Annotated in this window: 16 protein-coding genes; 9 read left to right on the forward strand and 7 right to left on the reverse strand. The window is 72.3% G+C overall.

Annotated features, from left to right (window positions below):
* Positions 1–147: 147 nt before the first annotated feature.
* The 5 genes from HD593_RS00720 to HD593_RS00740 are packed head-to-tail and all read left to right on the forward strand — an operon-like array spanning position 148 to position 4786.
* Entirely contained in the window at positions 148–906 is a 759-nt protein-coding gene (locus tag HD593_RS00720; protein ID WP_185100210.1) for an ABC transporter ATP-binding protein, read from the forward strand.
* Positions 903–1619, forward strand: a complete 717-nt coding sequence (locus HD593_RS00725) for an ABC transporter ATP-binding protein (protein WP_185100211.1) — start codon at positions 903–905, stop codon at positions 1617–1619. The genes HD593_RS00720 and HD593_RS00725 overlap by 4 nt, the downstream gene beginning before the upstream one ends.
* A 4-nt stretch (positions 1620–1623) precedes the next feature.
* Positions 1624–2505: a branched-chain amino acid ABC transporter permease gene (locus HD593_RS00730; RefSeq protein WP_185100212.1), complete on the forward strand. Its 882-nt coding sequence runs from the start codon at positions 1624–1626 to the stop codon at positions 2503–2505.
* Positions 2502–3500, forward strand: a complete 999-nt coding sequence (locus tag HD593_RS00735; protein ID WP_185100213.1) for a branched-chain amino acid ABC transporter permease — start codon at positions 2502–2504, stop codon at positions 3498–3500. Before HD593_RS00730 ends, HD593_RS00735 begins: the two co-directional genes overlap by 4 nt.
* A gap of 5 nt (positions 3501–3505) precedes the next feature.
* Positions 3506–4786, forward strand: a complete 1281-nt coding sequence (locus HD593_RS00740; RefSeq protein ID WP_185100214.1) for an ABC transporter substrate-binding protein — start codon at positions 3506–3508, stop codon at positions 4784–4786.
* Positions 4787–4793: 7 nt separating this feature from the next.
* On the opposite strand, the gene HD593_RS00745 is transcribed toward HD593_RS00740, so the two are convergent.
* From HD593_RS00745 to HD593_RS00760, 4 genes are all read right to left on the reverse strand, one after another.
* Entirely contained in the window at positions 4794–5747 is a 954-nt protein-coding gene (locus HD593_RS00745; protein WP_185100215.1) for an NAD-dependent epimerase/dehydratase family protein, read from the reverse strand.
* An 18-nt stretch (positions 5748–5765) separates the two neighbouring features.
* Positions 5766–6398, reverse strand: a complete 633-nt coding sequence (locus tag HD593_RS00750) for a maleylpyruvate isomerase family mycothiol-dependent enzyme (RefSeq protein WP_185100216.1) — start codon at positions 6396–6398, stop codon at positions 5766–5768.
* Between the two features lie 89 nt (positions 6399–6487).
* Entirely contained in the window at positions 6488–6979 is a 492-nt protein-coding gene (locus HD593_RS00755) for a DUF5317 family protein (protein WP_185100217.1), read from the reverse strand.
* A gap of 64 nt (positions 6980–7043) precedes the next feature.
* The gene (locus HD593_RS00760; protein ID WP_185100218.1) at positions 7044–8567 is read right to left on the reverse strand and encodes an FAD-dependent monooxygenase; all 1524 of its coding nucleotides are present in this window, start codon (positions 8565–8567) and stop codon (positions 7044–7046) included.
* Between the two features lie 189 nt (positions 8568–8756).
* On the opposite strand from HD593_RS00760, the gene HD593_RS00765 reads away from it, so the two are divergent.
* The 4 genes from HD593_RS00765 to HD593_RS00780 all read left to right on the forward strand — a co-directional run bounded on the left by HD593_RS00765 (position 8757) and on the right by HD593_RS00780 (position 14429).
* Positions 8757–9953 (forward strand): cytochrome P450, encoded by a 1197-nt coding sequence (locus HD593_RS00765; protein ID WP_185100219.1) that lies wholly within the window; start codon positions 8757–8759, stop codon positions 9951–9953.
* Positions 9954–10028: 75 nt separating this feature from the next.
* On the forward strand, positions 10029–10700 hold the full coding sequence (locus tag HD593_RS00770) for a hypothetical protein (protein ID WP_185100220.1): 672 nt from the start codon (positions 10029–10031) through the stop codon (positions 10698–10700).
* A 45-nt stretch (positions 10701–10745) separates the two neighbouring features.
* Positions 10746–14039 (forward strand): AAA family ATPase, encoded by a 3294-nt coding sequence (locus HD593_RS00775; protein ID WP_185100221.1) that lies wholly within the window; start codon positions 10746–10748, stop codon positions 14037–14039.
* A gap of 138 nt (positions 14040–14177) precedes the next feature.
* The gene (locus HD593_RS00780; RefSeq protein WP_185100222.1) at positions 14178–14429 is read left to right on the forward strand and encodes a hypothetical protein; all 252 of its coding nucleotides are present in this window, start codon (positions 14178–14180) and stop codon (positions 14427–14429) included.
* Here HD593_RS00780 and HD593_RS00785 read toward each other — a convergent pair.
* The 3 genes from HD593_RS00785 to HD593_RS00795 are packed head-to-tail and all read right to left on the reverse strand — an operon-like array spanning position 14402 to position 17849.
* Positions 14402–16000, reverse strand: coding sequence for an RICIN domain-containing protein (locus HD593_RS00785; protein WP_185100223.1), 1599 nt, complete (start codon positions 15998–16000; stop codon positions 14402–14404). The two genes, HD593_RS00780 and HD593_RS00785, sit on opposite strands and share 28 nt — an antisense overlap.
* A 41-nt stretch (positions 16001–16041) precedes the next feature.
* Entirely contained in the window at positions 16042–16878 is an 837-nt protein-coding gene (locus HD593_RS00790) for an ABC transporter permease (RefSeq protein WP_312903300.1), read from the reverse strand.
* The gene (locus HD593_RS00795; protein WP_185100224.1) at positions 16875–17849 is read right to left on the reverse strand and encodes an ATP-binding cassette domain-containing protein; all 975 of its coding nucleotides are present in this window, start codon (positions 17847–17849) and stop codon (positions 16875–16877) included. The genes HD593_RS00790 and HD593_RS00795 overlap by 4 nt, the downstream gene beginning before the upstream one ends.
* Between the last annotated feature and the right edge of the window lies 1 nt (position 17850).

Genomic DNA, 17850 nt, shown 5'->3' on the forward strand with positions numbered 1-17850 from the left:
TCAACGGGTCGTAACCGGGATGAGACCCAGCCTGTGCTCAGACGACAACTCGCCAGAAACATCTTGGGTCACCGTGCCCAATGCGGCTGCTGACGAGCGGATCCTACGCTGAGCCCAACTTCAGAACATTGTTCTCCAGGAGGCCGGATGCTGGAGGTACACGATCTTACCGTTCGCTTCGGCGGCATCACCGCGCTGGACGGCGTGGGGTTCGGGGTGGCGGGCGGGGAGATGGTGGGGCTCATCGGGCCGAACGGCGCCGGCAAGACCACCCTGTTCAACTGCCTGACCCGGCGCTACACCCCCCAGGCCGGGACGATCACGTACGAGGGCAGGGACCTGACCGCCGTGGCCCCGCACGCCATCGTCGGGCTCGGCATCGCCAGGACCTTCCAGAACCTGGGCCTGTTCCCCCGCCTGTCCGTACGCGACAACGTGCTGGTCGGCGCGCACCACAGGGGCCGCGCCGGCTTCTTCTCCGCCGGGCTGCGGCTGCCGGGCGTGGGCCGCGAGGAACGCGAGCTGCGCGCCGAGGCCGACGCCGTGCTGGAACGGCTGGGCCTGGCCGAGGTGGCCGCGCATCCGGCGACCGGGCTCCCGTTCGGCACCCTGAAACGCGTCGAGCTGGCCCGCGCGCTGATCGCCCGCCCCCGGCTGCTGCTCCTCGACGAGCCGGTGAACGGGCTGAACGCGGCCGAGGTGGACGAGTTCGCGGGCACGCTGGGGTCGATCCGCACCGAGTACGGCCTGACGGTCATCGTGGTCGAGCACCACATGGGGTTCGTCATGGGCATCTGCGAGCGCATCGTCTGCCTCGACTTCGGCCGCAAGATCGCCGAAGGCCCGCCCGAGGAGGTCCAGCGGGACCCGGCCGTGATCGAGGCCTACCTGGGGACGGCGGCATGAGTTCCGATCTGGTGGTGGAGGACCTGGTCGCCGGTTACGGCGACGCGCAGGTGCTGCACGGCGTGCGCTTCACCGTCCGCGAGGGCGAGGTCTGCGCGATCCTCGGCCCCAACGGCGCCGGCAAGACCACGCTGCTGCGCGCCCTGTCCGGCATGGTGAGGACGCGCGGCACGATCACGCTCGGCGGCGTCCCCCTGGCCGGCCGCTCGCCCGACGCCGTCGCCCGGCTCGGCGTCGCCCACGTGCCCGAGGGGCGCGGCACGTTCATGCCGCTGACCGTCGAGGAGAACCTCCGGCTCGGCGCGTACGTCCGGCGCGGCCCGGCCGTGAACGACGACCTCGAACGCATCTACCAGTACTTCCCGGTCCTGAAGAAGCGGCTCAAGCAGGCCGCGGGCAGCCTCAGCGGCGGCGAGCAGCAGATGCTCGCCCTCGGCAGGGCCCTCATGCTGCGCCCCCGGGTGCTGCTGCTCGACGAGCCGTCGCTGGGCCTGGCCCCGCTCGTCACCCGGGAGCTGTTCCGCATCGTCCAGACCATCAACGAAGAGGAGCAGACCACCGTGGTCGTCGTCGAGCAGAACGCCCATCTTGCCCTGGGCGTCGCCCAGCAGGCGCACGTCCTGGAGACCGGGCGGATCGTGCTGTCGGGCACGGCCGAGGAGATCCGGGCCGACGAGCAGGTCGCCCAGTCCTACCTCGGCTACCGGGTGTAGCGCGATGGCCGGATTCCTGCAGCAGGTCGTCGAGGGGCTCGGCGCGGGCGCCATCTACGCCAGCCTGGCGCTGGCCCTGGTGCTGATCTACCAGTTCACCGGGATCGTCAACTTCGCCCAGGGCGAGCTGGCCATGTTCTCCACCTACATCGCGTGGCAGTGCGTGGCCGCCGGCATGCCGTTCTGGCTGGCGCTGGTGGTGACGCTGGCCGTTTCGTTCGCCGGCGGGATGCTCATCGAACGGGTCATCATCAGGCCGGTCGAGGGCGCGCCCGAGCTGACCATCGTGATCGTCACCGTCGGGCTGTTCATCTTCGTCAACGCCGCCGCCGGCTGGATCTGGACGTTCCTCATCAAGGACTTCCCGAACCCGTTCCCCGGCGGCGCGCTGGAGGCGGTGGGCATCAGCGTGAGCTTCTCCACGCTGGGCGTGCTCGGCGTGGTGGCGCTGGTCATGGGGCTGCTGTACGTGCTCTTCCAGTACACCAAGATCGGGCTGGGCATGCGGGCCGTGGCCACGAACCCCGCCTCCGCCCGCCTGGTCGGCATCCGCGTGGGCCGTACGCTCGCGCTCGGCTGGGGCCTGGCCGCCACCGTCGGCGCCGTGTCAGGGGTGCTCGTGGCGCCGCTGCTGTTCCTGGAGCCGAACATGATGGGCGGCGTCCTCATCTACGCCTTCGCCGCCGCCACGCTCGGCGGCTTCGACAGCCCGCTCGGCGCGGTCACCGGCGGCCTGATCGTGGGCGTCGCCGAGACGCTCGCCGGGGCCTACGTCGGCTTCATCGGGTCCGACCTCAAGGTGGGGGTGCCGCTGGTGATCATCCTCGGTGTGCTGCTGCTGCGGCCCCAGGGGCTCTTCGGCCGGGCGGCGGTGGAGCGGGCATGAGCGCTACGAAAGTGCCGGTCAAGCCGGTCCCGGTCACCGAGCGGAAGAAGCCGGACTGGAAGTGGGCCGGGCTCGCCCTGCTCCTGGCCGCCGCCGCGATCTACGCGCCCTTCCAGCTCGTCCCCTTCCACGTCTTCCAGCTCACGATGGTGCTGGTGTACGCGGTGGTGCTGCTCGGGCTCAACCTCCTCGTCGGCCACGCGGGGCAGATCTCCCTCGGCCACGGTGCCTTCTTCGCCGTCGGCGCGTACGCGGCCGCCATCCTCATGGACCGGTGGGCGGTGCCGTACCCGCTGACGCTGCCCGCCGCGGCGGCGGTGGCGTTCGTGCTGGGCCTCGCGCTCGGCGTGCCGGCCATGCGGCTGCGCGGCCTGTACCTGGCGCTGGTGACGCTCGCCATCGCGATCTTCCTCGTCCCGCTGCTGAAGCGGTTCGAGGAGCTGACCGGCGGCTCCATGGGCCTGACGCTGGCCAAGCCGGCGCCGCCCGCGTGGAGCGGGCTGGCCGAGGACCAGTGGCTGTACTTCCTCACGCTGGCCGTCGCCGTCGCCGCGTTCCTGCTGGCCGCCTCGCTGCTGCGCTCGCGGGTCGGCCGGGCCCTGCACGCCCTCAGGGACAACGAGACCGCGGCCGAGGTCATGGGCGTGCGGCTGTCGTTCTACAAGACGCTCGCGTTCGCCTGGAGCGCCATGTTCGCCGGAGCGGCGGGGTGTGTCTACACGTGGGTGATCGGGTTCGTCTCACCGGACTCGTTCACCGTGAACCTGTCGATCACCTTGCTGGCCGGCCTGGTCGTCGGCGGGCTCGGCTCGCTGTCCGGACCCGTGCTCGGCGGGTTGTTCGTCATGTTCGTGCCGAGCATCTCTCAGGACGTCAACGACGCGGCGCCCGGCGTCATCTTCGGCCTGCTGATCATCGCGGTGATGTACGTGGCCCCGACGGGGCTGGCCGGTCTGGCCGGGCGCTTGATCAAGAAGATTCCCCGGAAGGAGTAAGAGGGATGCGAGTTTCTGCGATCGGCTGCACGGCGCTGCTCCTGCTCGCGGTCGCCGCCTGCGGGGGGCGCGACGCGGCCACCGGCGGCGGCACAGGAGGCACGGCCTCGGCCGGAGGCCAGTGTGCGGGGCAGCAGACCACCGGCATCACCGACACGAGCATGAAACTGGGCGGCATCTACCCGCTGTCCGGCCCCGCCTCCGCCTATGGGGACATCCCCAAGGGCATCAAGGCGTACTTCGACTACGTCAACGCCGAGAAGGGCGGCATCGGCGGGCGCAAGGTCGAGTTCGTCGTCCGCGACGACGGCTACTCCCCGCCCAAGGCCGTCGAGGAGGCCCGCAGGCTGGTGGAGCAGGAGCAGGTCTTCGCCCTGTTCCAGACGCTCGGCACCCCCTCCACCGCCGCCACCTGGGACTACACCAACCAGCGCAAGGTCCCGCAGGTCTTCGTGGCCACCGGCGCCTCCATCTGGGGCACCGACACCGCCCACCCGTGGACGATCGGCTGGCAGCCCAACTACATCTCCGAGGCCCGCGTCTACGCGGCTTACCTGAAGAAGGAGAAGCCCGACGCCAAGGTCGCCGTGCTCTACCAGAACGACGACTTCGGCAAGGACCTGTTCGGCGGGTTCAAGCGGGCACTCGAGGGCACGCAGGTGCAGGTCGTGGCCGAGCAGAGCTACGAGGTCACCGACCCCAGCGTGGACCCGCAGATGCGCAACCTCGCCGAGTCCAAGGCCGACGTCTTCCTCAACATCACCACGCCGAAGTTCGGCTCGCAGGCGCTGGCCGCCGACGCCAAGAACACCAAGTGGAACCCGCTGCACATCGTCAACAACGTCGCCGCCTCGATCACGGTGCTCAAGCCGGTCGGGTTCGAGAACGTGCAGGGCGTCGTGTCGGCCACGTACTACAAGGACCCGAACGACCCGACGTGGGCGAACGACGCCGAGATGCAGCTCTACAAGCAGAAGATGCAGCAGTACGCGCCGGGGGCCGACGTCAACGTGCCGTACCACACCTTCGGCTGGGCGGCGGCGAGCAGCTTCCACAAGGCCATGGAGGCGGCCGCCTGCCCGACCCGTGAGGGCCTGCGGGACTCCGTCCGCAACCTCAAGGGCGTCAAGGTGGACATGCTGCTGCCCGGGGTGACGCTGGACACCGCGCAGGGTGACGGCTTCCCGATCGAGTCGATGCAGCTCATGACGTTCAAGGGAGAGCGGTGGGAGCTGTTCGGGGACGTGATCGACACCCGCAAGGAGTTCGGCCCGCTGGGCGGCTGACGCGGCCTCAGGGCTTGATGGTGCCGGCCCGCACCAGCCAGCCGACCGCTTCGGAGACGGCCTCCAGCGAGGTGTACCGGGGCCGGTGCCCCAGCAGCCGCGCGGCCTTCTCCATGCTGCAGTGCGGGCTGTGCAGGATGTGGTCGTAGGTGACCTGCGCGTCGAACTCCGGCACCGTGCCCCGCCACTCCTCCCACGGCAGGAACGCCAGCCTGGCCTCCCTGCCGAACCATCCCGCCACCGCCCCGGCGAACCCGCGCAACGTCAGGGCGGTGGCGGCGACGGAGTGGAAGCTCTCCCCGACGGCCGCGGACGGGGCGGCCATGGCGTCCATGAACAGCCGCGCGACGTCGTCGGCGTGCACGTGCTGCACGGTCTCCATGCCCAGGTTGGGCAGCGCGACCTCGCTGCCCTCCGCGAGCTTCTGGAACACCTCGGGGTTCACGTTCCCGGCCGGGTTCACCGGCACCCAGCCCGGCCCGGTGATGTGCCCCGGATGGATGATCGTGACGGGGAACCCCTCCCGGTGGGCCCGGTCGAGCAGGTGGGCCTCGATGGCCGCCTTCCGGATGCCGTACTCGCCGAAGGGCGCCCGCTTCGCCGCCTCGGTCGTCGGCACCTGCGCGCTCGGCCCGTGCACCCAGATCGTCCCGCAGTGCAGGAACTGCCGCACCCGCCCGGCGAGCGCGTCGGCGATCGCCCGGGCGCTCGGCTCGGTGAAGCAGATGAGGTCGATGACCACGTCGCCGCCCAGCTCGGCGATCCGCCGCCCGAAGCTCCCGTCGGCCTCCTCCGCCTCGCGGTCGGCGACGACGGTGGTGACCCGCTGCCAGGCACCGTGCGGGGTGTACGGCTCCCGCTTCCCCCGGCTCACGTTGACGACCTCATGCCCGGCCTCGACCAGGCGGGGGATGAGGTACGTACCGATGTGCCCACTGCCGCCGATCACCACAACACGCATGGGCTCAGCGTAGCCCCATCAGACCGGCCCGCGACGCGCCCGCAGGATCGGGACGCCGTCCCCCTCCAGCTCGTCGCAGTGCGCCTCGCGCCCGGTCATCGCCATGATCAGGGCGACGGTACGCCCGGACACGACCGCCCCCGAGCCCGTCTCGAACGGCCCGTCGGTGGCGACGAGCCGCAGCCCGCCGATCCGCCCCTTGGCCTTCACCACCTGGTCCGATCCCCGGTAGTACTCGGCCAGCCGCGTGACGGTCTCGACCGGGTAGTCCCGGCGGATGCCCAGGGGGCGGCGGATGTCCTCCCCGTGCACGATCGTCTCCCCGAGCATCGCCACTCCGGGCAGAGGCGGTGAGGTCGTGCTGGTGACGACGCGCTCGAAGCGTTCCAGGGTCTCGGCCCCGTCGGCGCCCAGATGCTCGGCCAGCCGCATCGCCACCTGCTTGTCGAAGTCGAACCGGCAGCGGATCACGCCCGCCAGCCACCGCAGCGGGGTGAGGCTGGCCCCGGCCGTCAGGTGGGCGAGCACCTCGCGGACCGTCAGCCCGTCGCACAACGACGGCGTCGCCCACCGCTCCTCCGCCAGGCCGGCCAGGTCGGCGGCGAGGGCGGCGCGCTCGGCGTGGACCGGTGCCCAGGCTGTCTCTGTCATGACCGGACGTCTCTCCCTGATCTGGTTCGTCGTGCTCACCAGGGGAGACTTCCGCCGCGGCGGAAACTCATCGGGTGGCCGTACCGGTTCTACACGGTACGGGGTGCTCGCATGCCGGCGGCGATCAGCCAGCCGATCCCGGCCACGAGCAGCAGGTCGCCCACGCTGATCAGCAGGTGCGTGCCCGGCACCGGGATCACGTCGCCGAGCCAGGGCAGCCGGGTGGCGGCGTCCATCACCTCGTGCTTGGGCGTCTCCCCGCTCGTGCCGGCGAAGGGCATGCGCCCGTTCACCAGAATGGCCAGGCCGTTCATCGCGCCGCCCGCGAGGATCACGGCGAGAGGCGGCCGGACCGGGCATCCGGGGTCGCGCAGGTTGAGCAGTCCCCAGACGCCGACCAGGACGAAGACCGGCCCGATCAGGGAAAGGCCGAACAGGGTCACTCCGGCGAATTGCGCCGCTTGCAGCAGGGCCGCGGCCAGCAGCAGCGGCAACGCCTTGAGCCGCAGGTCGGCGAGGTGGTGCAGCCGGCCTCCGAAGAGGTAGCCGAGGGCCGCGCCCAGCAGTACGGGCGCGGCCATGAGCAGGATCATCCGCCGTCGAGGGCCGGGGCGCCGGCGGTCCGGCGCGGCTCCATCATCACGTTCACCGATCACGCGGCCGCCGGCCGAGCGCCGTTCGCAGCGCCCCCGACGGGTCGCCGCCGCGCCAGGCGACATGCTGGTCCGGCCGGACCAGAGTCAGCGGCTCACCGGGCAGATCGACGATCCGCAACGGCACCCCCAGTTCCTCCGCCTCCGCGACCAGCACGGCGGCCCCCGGCGAGCGCTGGTCGCCGACCAGGCTGAACGCGGGCCCCAGCCGGTCGTACAGGGACTCCCCGGGAGCCAGCCACCGGTGCGGCAGCCGCTCCCCGGCCCCGGAGGAGACGATGGCGGACCCGGCGTAGGTGTAGCCGAGCACCAGGTCCAGGCTGTGGAACTCGCTGTCCTTGGTCCGCAGCACCGCCTCCGCCACCGCCGGTCGTACCTTCTCGAACTCGGCGTCGTCCCCCATCAGCGCCGGGTCCGCGAGCTCGGGGGCGAGGGTGGCCATGTTCCTGGCGGCGGCCTCGATGGTGTCGGCGGCGATGGGGCGGCGCTCGCTCTCGTACGTGGCCAGCAGGCCGGGGGGCGCCCACCCCAGCAGTACGGCGGCCAGCTTCCAGCCGATGTTGACCGCGTCGCCGATGCCGGTGTTGAACCCGTGACCCCCGTAGGGCGGGTTCTGGTGCGCCGCGTCGCCCGCCAGGAAGACCCGGTCGCTGGCGTACCGGTCCGCCAGCAGCATCCGCGCCGTCCACGGGTCGGTGGCCAGGATCTCCACCTCGATGTCGTCACCGGCGAGGTTGCGCACCAGTTGTACGGGGTCGGCGTCCTCCGCCCGCACCCCCTGGGCGATGCACCACCAGGTGTCCTTCAGGTCGAGGCGGCCGAGCATGCCGGGCTGGGCCGGGTTCAGCACCCAGTAGTGCACGGCGGGCCCGTGCCGCATGCGCTCGGCCAGCCCGGGGGCGCGGAAGACGATGTTGAAGTTGGGGCGGGCGTCCTGGCGGCCCTCGTACCGGGAGCCGATGGCGGCCCTGGTCACGCTGCGCGGGCCGTCGCAGCCGACGACGTACTGCGCGCGTACCTCGCGTTCCTGGTCGCCCGACGTGATCCGCACGGTGACCCCGTCGGCGTCCTCCTGGAGGCCGGCCACCTGCCAGCCGGTCAGCAGCGCGTCGCCGACCGCCTCCCGCAGCACCTCCTCCACCAGCGGCTGCGGCACCTGCTGGCCGGGCTCGGCCGCCAGGTCGGAGCCGACCAGGTCGAGGCCGAAGCAGCCGCCGATGCGGGTGATCTCGCGTCCGAGCAGGCCGGTGGTGAACACCGCCTCGTCCGACCAGGACACCGCCAGCGGCGCCCGCGAGCGTAACGTCTCCGCCAGCCCCCACCTGCGCAGCAGCTCCATCGAGCGGGCCGAGGTGGTCTTCGCGCGCGGCCGCAGCCACGACACCGTCTCCCGAGGCTCCACCACCAGGCAGCGCACGCCGTGATGGGCCAGCTCCACGGCGGTCGCCAGGCCGACGGGCCCGCCTCCGGCGATCAGCACGGGCACGGAGTCGGGAACTTGCCTTACCAGATCCATGGAAGTCCTATTCGTCTAGTAAACGCAGGTATAGTCCTGGCGCCGTTCGGCCAGCGTCAAGCAGGCCCCCGTGGCCGCCGTGGTCGAGGTCATGGTACGAGCTCGCAACGATTGATGATCGCAACTAGTGGACGGCCGCCCGGCTCAGTACGGTGCTACCAAAAATTGACGATCACCCAGGGGTTGCATATGAGCGAGACCTCGACGATGCCGTTGCACATGCGGCGGGTGGAGTTCCATCCGGCACCGGAGCTGGCTGCCGCGCGGGACGAGGACCGGGTCAAGCGGATCACGACGGCGTTCGGCACCGAAGCCTGGCTCGTGACCCGCTACGCCGACGTCCGGGAGGTGCTGGGCGACGCCGAACGCTTCAAGATCGCCCCCACGAACATCGCGCGCCTGCCCGGAGCGCCGCCCATGACGGAGGAGCAGCTCGCCAAGGTACGCGCGGGCAACCTGCTGGGCGTGGACCCGCCCGAGCACACGCGGCTGCGCCGGATGCTCACGCCGGAGTTCACCATCCGCCGGATCGACAGGCTGGAGCCCCGGATCCGGCGCATCGTCGAGGACCACCTCGACGCGCTCGAGGCCGCGGGCGCGCCCGCCGACCTGGTGCCGTCGTTCGCGCTGCCGATCCCGTCGCTGGTGATCTGCGAGCTGCTCGGGGTGCCGTACGAGGACCGCGAGGGCTTCCAGCAGCGCACCGCCAGGATGCTCGACATGAGCCTGCCGGGCGAGCAGCGCATGATGCTCCAGTTCGAGCAGCGCGCGTACATGGAGGGCCTGATCGCCCGCATCCAGGCCGACCCCGGCGAGGAACTGCTCGGCATGCTCGTCCGCGAGCACGGCGACGACCTGTCCACCGACGAGCTGGTCGGGATCGGCGGGCTGCTGCTGTTCGCCGGGCACGAGACCACCTCCAACATGCTCTCCCTCGGCACGCTCGCCCTGCTGCGCCACCCCGAGCAGCTCGACCTGCTCAGGAAGGAGCCGGAGCGGATCGACGCCACGGTGGAGGAGCTGCTGCGCTGGCTCAGCATCGTCAACTCCGGCACCACCAAGGTCGCCACCCGCGACACCGAGATCGGCGGCCAGCGGATCCAGGAGGGCGAGCAGGTGCTCGTCACCCTGCCCGCCGCCAACCGCGACCCGTCGTTCCTCCCGGACGCCGACGCCTTCGACCTCAGCCGCGGAGCGCCCGGCCACCTCGCGTTCGGCCACGGCGTACACCACTGCCTCGGCGCCCCGCTGGCCCGCATGGAGCTGCGGATCGCCTTCCCCGCCCTGCTCAAGCGCTTCCCGGGCCTGCGCGTGGCGGACGCGGAGCCGCAGTTCCGCGCGTCCTCCGTGGTGCACGGGCTCAGCTCCCTGGAGGTCACCTGGTGACGATCCGGGAAGTGCCGGCCGTCTCCCGCCGGTCAGGGGGCACACTGGTGTAAGGAACGGCCAGTGGAGACGGCGATGGCGGGCGAAGACGTTCAGAGGGATCGGCAGCCGGAAACGAGCGGGGGCACCGCACGCGAGCTCTCCGCGGAGCGGAGGGACACCGCGGGCAGGGCGCGGGACCGTGCCGCCGACGAGCGTGACCGGACCGCGCGGCACCGCGACGAGCTGGCCGATGCCCGCGACCAGGCGGCCGGCCTGCGCCGGCGGTACCAGGAGCAGCTCGGGGAGGCCGAGGACGCCCGCGATCGCCGCATGCACGACCTGCTGTGGGCGGCGGAGGCCAGGGACAGGGCCGCCGAGGAGCGCGACGAGGCCGCCGCCCGCCGCCAGGTCGCCCTGGGCGGGCAGTCGCCCGCCGTACGCGAGGAGTGGCGGCTGCTGTCCGATGACAGGGCGCAGGCGGCCGCCGACAGGGAGCGGAACCGGATGGAGCGCGCCGCCCTCCGCGTGGAGCTGGCGGCGCTGCGGGCCGACCGGCTGAAGGCGGAGCACGAGCAGGCGCAGGACCGGCGCGTCGCCGCCGCCGATCGGGAGGCCAGCGAGCACGACCGGGAGGCCAGCGCCCACGACAGGAAGGCCAGCGCGGGCGACCGGCGGCACGCCGCCCAGGGCCGGCTGGAGGCCAGGGTGGACCGGCAGCACGCCGCCGAGCAGGTCACGAGGTGGAAGCTGCGCCGCCGGGACTGATCGCCCTGGGAAAATGTCGGCCAGGGCGGATAACGTGCAAGCGTCATGCCTAGCGACGTCGCGGCGCACGAGCTGATCGGCAGGGAGCACCCCGCCGCGCTGCTGCGTGCCGAGATCACCAGGCTCATCGGCAGCCACGGCGGCCTGGTGCTGGTCACCGGCGAGGCGGGCATCGGCAAGACCACGCTCGTCACCGATGCGGCCGGCGAGGCCAGGCGGTGCGGCGCGCTGGTGGTGGGCGGCGCGTGCTGGGATTCCGGCGGCGCCCCCGGCTACTGGCCATGGGTGCAGGTCATCAGGGCGCTGAGGCGGGCCGCCACGCCGGAGGAGTGGGCGGCGGCCGAGGAGGCGGCGGGCGGCAGCCTGACGACCCTGCTGGGCGAGACACGGCCGGGCGACGGCCTCCAGCGGGCCGACCCGGCCGGCGAGCGACCCGCCGACGGTCGCCGGCGTGCCGACGCGGGGGGCGAGCGGCCCGCCGACGCGTTCCAGCTCTACGACGCGGTGACCTCCGCCCTGGTCGCGGTCTCCCAGCGGCGGCCGGTTCTCGTCGTCATCGACGACCTGCACGCCGCCGACCCGGCCTCGCTGCGGCTGCTGGAGTTCGCGGCGCGGCAGACGTGGTTCGAGCGGCTGCTGCTGATCGGCACCTACCGCGACACCGAGGTGGAGCCGGTCGACCACCCGCTGCGCGACCTGCTGTCGCCGCTCGTGGCCAAGGCCACCACGATCACGCTCACCGGGCTCGACCGGGCGGGCGTCGCCGCGCTCATGGCCCGCACCGCCGGCCACGAGCCGCCGCCCGAGCTGGTGGCGGAGGTCCACCTGCGTACGGGGGGAAACCCGTTCTTCGTCGAGCAGACCTCCCGGCTGTGGCGCAGCGGCGGCTCGGCCAGCGCCGTCGCGCCCGGCGTGCGCGACGCGCTGCTGCGCCGGCTGTCCCTGCTGCCGCGCCAGGTGGCGGAGCTGCTGCCCGCCGCGGCGGTGCTGGGGCGGGAGTTCCACCGCCAGGTGCTCGCCGCCGCCATCGCGGCCCCGGTCGCGCACGTCGATCGGCTGCTGGAGCTGGCCGTGGTGGCCAGGCTCGTGGTGACCAGGGGCGGCGGCGTGTTCGCGTTCGCCCACGACCTGGTGCGCGAGACGCTGTACGACTCGCTCGACGACCCGCGCGACCGCCACGCCGCCGTGGTCTCCGCCGTGGAGGGCTCGCCCGCCCTGGCCGGTCGGCTGCCGCCCAGCGACCTGGCCAGGCACGCCTACCTCGCGGGAGACAGGCTCGACCCCGAGCACGCCATCGGCCTGCTGCTCGACGGCGCCCGCGAGGCCAGGGGGCGGTTCGCGGCGGAGGAGCAGATCACGCACCTGCGCAGGGCGTACGAGCTGAGTGCCGCCGCGAGCCCGCACCGGCGCGGCGTGATCGCCCTCGACCTGGGCAGGGAGCTGCACCACGACGGTGAGCGCGAGGAGGCCAGGCGGCTGTTCGAGGAGGCCGCGGCCATCGCCCGCGACCTCGACGACCCCGAGCTGCCCGCCCGCGTCGCGCTGGTCCACCACAGCCACTACGGCCGCGACGCCTCCCTCGACCTGCTCAGAGACGCCCACCGCAGGCTGGTGGGCGGCCCCCCGGCGCCCGCCGACAGGCTCGCGATCGCCCTGGTGATACACCTGGCCAGGCTGGCCAGGCAGGGCGGTGACGACGACGCGCTCGCGTTCAGCCTGTGGGCGCACCACGACATCATCTGGGGGCCGGGCACGGCGGCGGAGCGGGTGGCGCTGACGGGTGAGCTGATCACCGTGGCGCGCCGCACCTCCGACCCCGACCTGGAGCACTTCGCCAGCGCGCTGCGCTGGGTGGCCATGATCGAGCAGGGCGACCCCCGCTACCTCGACGAGTTCCACGCCTACGCCGCCAAGGGCCGGCGCAGCGACCGCCCGCACCTGGAGATGTCCGTCAACGTCGACGCGAGCATCGTCGCCGGCCTCGAAGGGCGCTTCGCCGAGGCCGAGTCGCTGCTGGAGTCGGTCTACCCGGAGGCCAGGCAGGATCATTTCGTCTTCATGCTCAAGCACCACCAGTGGGCGCTGTCCGGGCTACAGGGCAAGGCCGACGGGCAGGAGCGGATGCTGCGCGAGCTCAGGGGTTCGGGTCACCCCTGCGTGCCGCTGCTGGAGGCGCTGACCGCGCTGCAGTCGGGCGACCTCGACACCGCGCTGCGCGGGCTCGACGTCGAGGAGCCGGGCGACCGCATGATCCAGCCGATCTGGCTGCGCTTCCAGGCCGAGCTGGCCGCGCTCACGCAGGACCCAGAGCTGTGCGCCCGGGTGCGGGCCCGGCTGGCGCCGCACCGGGGACAGTGGGTGGTGTCGCTGTTCGGCTGGGAGGTCAGCGGGCCGTACGATCTGTGGCTCGGCCGCGTGGACGCCGCACTGGAGCGCTGGGCGGAGGCCGTCGAGGAGCTCACCGCCGCCCACCGCGCGGCCGACGCGATGCGCGCGCGGCCGTGGTCCGTGCTCGCCCGCGCCCACCTTGCCGAGACGCTGCTCGCCCGCGCCGCGCCCGGCGACGCCGAGGCGGCGCGCGCCCTGTTCGAGGGGGTGCGCCGGGAGGCGGAGGAGCTGGGGATGCGCCACGTGCTGGAGTACGTACGGCCGGCGCCGCCGTCCGGGCTCGGCGGGACACCACCGGCCGGCCCCCCGCCGGAAGGTGCCTTGGGGTTGCTGGGAAACGCCTGGACGGGGGGCGGCACCTCCGGCAAGCAAGCCCCGGCTTCCGGCCGGGAGGTGCCTGACGGCGAGTTCCGGCGGGACGGCGCGGTCTGGTCGCTGGCCTTCGCCGGCCGCCTCGTGCACATGCCCGATACCAAAGGGCTACGCGACCTGCACACCCTGCTGAGCCGCCCGGGCGCCGACGTGCCGTCCGTGGTCCTGCTCGACCCCGAGGGCGGCAAGACGGTGATCGCGGCCCGCCGCATGGGCGGCGACGACGTGCTCGACGACGAGGCCAAGGCCCGGTACCGCCGCCGCCTGGGACAGCTCGACGAGGAGATCGACCGTGCCGCCGAGCGGGGCGACGACGACCGGGCGGCGCGGCTCGACGAGGAACGGGCCGCGCTGCTGTCCGAGCTGCGCGCCGCGGCGGGCCTGGGCGGGCGCACCCGGCGGCTGGGCGACGAGGCGGAGCGCGCCCGCAAGACGGTGACGGCCCGCATCCGCGACACCCTCCGCAAGCTCGACCACGCCCACCCCGAGCTGGCCGCCCACCTGCGCGCATCCGTCTCCACCGGCTCCACCTGCGGCTACCGGCCCCAGGAAGAGATCACCTGGCGCCTCTGGGCCTGAACGTTTCATCGCCTTTCCCGCGTCCGCGCTGGTCGCGGGAGCCACGACAAGGTTGATCTTGCAGCGGGGTTGACGCCCGTCGTGCAATTCACGGTGATCGCATCCCACGCCGTCCGGCCCTTCTTGAGGGGAGAACTGGTGCGTCGCAGAATCACCGCCCTAGCCCTGCTCGCGGTCACCGCCCTGGCGCCCGCCCTGGTCACGAGCACCCCGGCGCACGCCGCGCCCACGCTCCAGATGGTCTACAGCTACCTGCCCTATGACGTCTGCATCTCCTTCGGCCAGTCGGGCGTGCAGACCGGACGCTGGCAGACCTGGTGGTGCAGCACCCACTACCCGCAGACCTACCCGGGGTACTACACCTACGACCTGTGGGCGTACGTGAACTGACCGCCTCCGCCGGTGCGGGTGCCGCGGTGGGCGGCGCCCGCGCCGGTGCGGTCAGGGGTGTCCGGGGGGCGTAGCCATCCGGGGGTGCGCCACTGCTGAACGTTCGACCGGACACAGGTGCCCATGGACAGGGACCTGAAGTCGGGCTCCAGTTGCAGGCACAGATCGGTGGCGACGTGCCTGACCTCCCAGTGGAGCCAGTCGTTGTGCGGCGAGCGGAAGGTGAAGCGCCACAGCTGCTCAGGGCCGCCGGAACACGCCTGGCGTACGGGCCGCCGCCGCTCCCGCGCGGCGGACACGCCCAGGCACGTGCCCGAGATCTTCATCTCGTAGTCGCCCCGGGCGTCGCGCCGGTAGGTGAAGGCCTGGTTGTCTCGGCCGTGGCACTCCCAGGTGACCAGGTCCGTCATGCCGGCCGCCGCGTCCAGGCAGATCCCGTTCTGGGAGCTCGCCACCGAGCTGCCGAGACCGCCGGGCATGCGGCCGGTGACCAGCCAGCGCTGCGCGAGCTTGCCGGCGACACAGGTCCGCAGGACGAGGGAGGTGCCCGCGTCGGTCGAACCGAGGTTGGGCTCGACGCACATCCCGCCCTGCGAGATGGCGCCGTCACCGCTCACCCGCCAGAGCTGCTCCACGGACCCGTCGCAGGCGGCGTCGGTGAGGTAACCGCCCTCGGTGAGCTCGCGGGCCTCAGGGGTCAGGCAGCGCCGGGTCATGCGGTTGCGGATCTGGTAGTGGTACGACCCGTCGTGCTTGTCCGGCGAGAGGTCCCAGCGATAGAGCGGCACCGGGCCCTTGCTGATGATGGAGGGGCCGAGCCTGGCCCGCGGCGGAGCGGTCTCGGAGCCGGTCACGGCCAGGTACCGGCCGGGGGAGTACCTGGAGAGCACGGCCACGTCAGGCCGGTACAGCGACTCCCGGACGCGGCTCTCCGCGTACGCCACGTAACCCATGAAGGCCCCGGCCGCGCCCACGGCCAGCACCGTCACGAAGGCGGCCGGCCTGAGCCGGCGGTCGGGCCCGGGCGGCGGCGTCACCAGCCTGCGGTACGCCTCGATCCACGGCTCACCGGCGGCGGCGGGCACCTCGTGCACGGCGAGGAAGGCGCGGATGATCGGCTCGGCCCGCTCGGCGTCCTCCAGCCAGCGCGTGCCCTTCTCCTTCTGCGTGACCAGCTCCAGCTCGGCCCGCCCGACGCCGAGCCCGAGCTCGCCGGCCCGCCTGTCCAGCTCGGCGAACCGCGGCGAGCCCGCCTCCTCCCGCAGCTCCTTCAACAGCCGCTTGTACGCCTCCAGGTCACCGGCGGTGAACGGCTTGCCCGTGGCGGAGGCCCGTCGAGCCTTCACGTAGTCGCGCACCGGCGGCACGGCGCAGGCCAGGCAGGAGAACAGGAGGGCGGGCGGGACGTGGGCGGGATTGAACTGGGGCTCGCCGTCGGTGGAGAAGTTCAGGAAGATGCCCGCTCCCACGGTGAACAGCGCGCTGAGGCCGCCGATCAGGCCGATCTCCAGGGCCAGGTCGCGTACGTGCCTGCGCATCCAGCCTCCGCTCGCCACTGTGGGTCGCACCATGGTAACGGAAAGTATGCGTCACGGTTCGGTGTGCCGGCCGTTCACTTGCGGTTGTAGAGCCGCATCGTCAGCGTCCCGAAGACCACCACCAGCACCGCCGACGACACCAGCACCCACGTGATCTCCCCCATGTCCGGCGTCCCGCCCATCAGCGACCGCACCGAGCTGACCAGGTGCGAGATCGGGCTGGCGTTGACGAAGACCTGGAGCCAGCCCGGCATGGTGGAGGGGTCCACGTACACGTTGCTGAGGAAGGTCAGCGGCATCATCACCAGCATGCTGACGCCCATCACCGACTTCTCGTTGCGCATCAGCAGCCCGAACATCGTCCACAGCCACGAGAACGCGAACGAGAACACCAGCAGCAGCGCGATCCCGCCCAGCACCCCGGTGATGCCGCCCTGGGGACGGAAGCCCAGCAGCAGGCCGATCAGCAGGATGACGGTCGAGGCCATGAAGTAGCGCAGGACGTCGCCGAGCAGGTAGCCGACCATGGTGGACGGGCGCCAGATGGGCAGGGTGCGGAAGCGGTCGAAGACGCCCTTCTCGATGTCCTTGTTGACCTCCACCCCGGTGTACATGGTGATCATCACGACGCTGGTCACCATGATGCCCGGCAGCAGGAACTGCAGGTATTCGGTGGGGGAGCCGGCCAGGGCGCCGCCGAACAGGTACGTGAACATCAGCGTCATCATGATCGGGAACGCCGTCACGTCGAAGAGCTGCTCGGGCACGTGCTTGATCTTCAGCATGGCCCGCCACCCGAACGTCATGCACGCCGACCAGGCACTGGGCCGGGGTGGCCGGGCCGTGGGCGCCAGCACCGTGGCGAGGGCCTCGGTGGCGGGGGCGTAGGCGGTGTCGGTCGTGGTGGTCACGCTGCCTCCTCGGAGGTGGTGGTGGCGGGGTGGTCGGTGAGGGCGAGGAAGACCTCGTCCAGGCTCGGCTGGCCGAGGGAGAAGTCGTCCACGACGATGCCGGCGGAGGCCAGGCGGCCCAGGGCGCGGGCGGCCTGGGCGGACTCGTCGCCGGGAGCGGTGATGCGGGCGGTGAGCGCCACCGGATCCGCTTCCAGGTAGACGGGGGTGTCGAGGGCCTCGGCGAGCAGCCGTTCGGCTTCGGGGCGTTCGGCGGCGTCGCGCAGCCGGACGTGGATGGAGCCGGAGCCGACCGACGACTTCAGCTCGCCGGGGGTGCCCTCGGCGATGAGCCTGCCGTGGTCGATGACCGCGATGCGCTGCGCCAGCCGGTCGGCCTCCTCCAGGTACTGCGTGGTCAGCAGCACGGTGGTGCCGTGGGCGACGACGACGCGGACGATGTCCCAGACCTGGTTGCGGCTGCGCGGGTCGAGTCCGGTGGTGGGCTCGTCGAGGAAGAGCAGGTCGGGGGTGTTGAGGATGCTGGCCGCGATGTCGATGCGCCGCCGCATGCCCCCGGAGTACGTCTTGACCTGCCGCCCCGCGGCCTCCGTCAGCCCGAACGCCTCCAGCAGCTCCGCCGCCCGCTCGCGAGCGGCCGGCTTGCGGTGGCCGAGGAGGCGGGCCAGCAGAACCAGGTTCTCGGAGCCGGTCATGTCCTCGTCCACGGAGGCGTACTGGCCGGTCAGGCTGACGCGGGAGCGGACGGCGTCGGCCTCGCGCACCACGTCGTGCCCGAACACGGTCGCCTCGCCGCCGTCCGGGCGCAGCAGCGTGGCCAGCATCCGTACGGCGGTCGTCTTGCCGGCGCCGTTGGGCCCGAGCACGCCGTACACGGCGCCGGCCGGGACGGACAGGTCGAGGCCGGCCACGGCACGGGTGTCGCCGAAGACCTTGACCAGGCCGGAGGTCTGTATCGCCAGTTCTGGCATG

Origin of the sequence: Nonomuraea rubra, from assembly GCF_014207985.1 — a bacterium.
Lineage (GTDB): Bacteria > Actinomycetota > Actinomycetes > Streptosporangiales > Streptosporangiaceae > Nonomuraea > Nonomuraea rubra.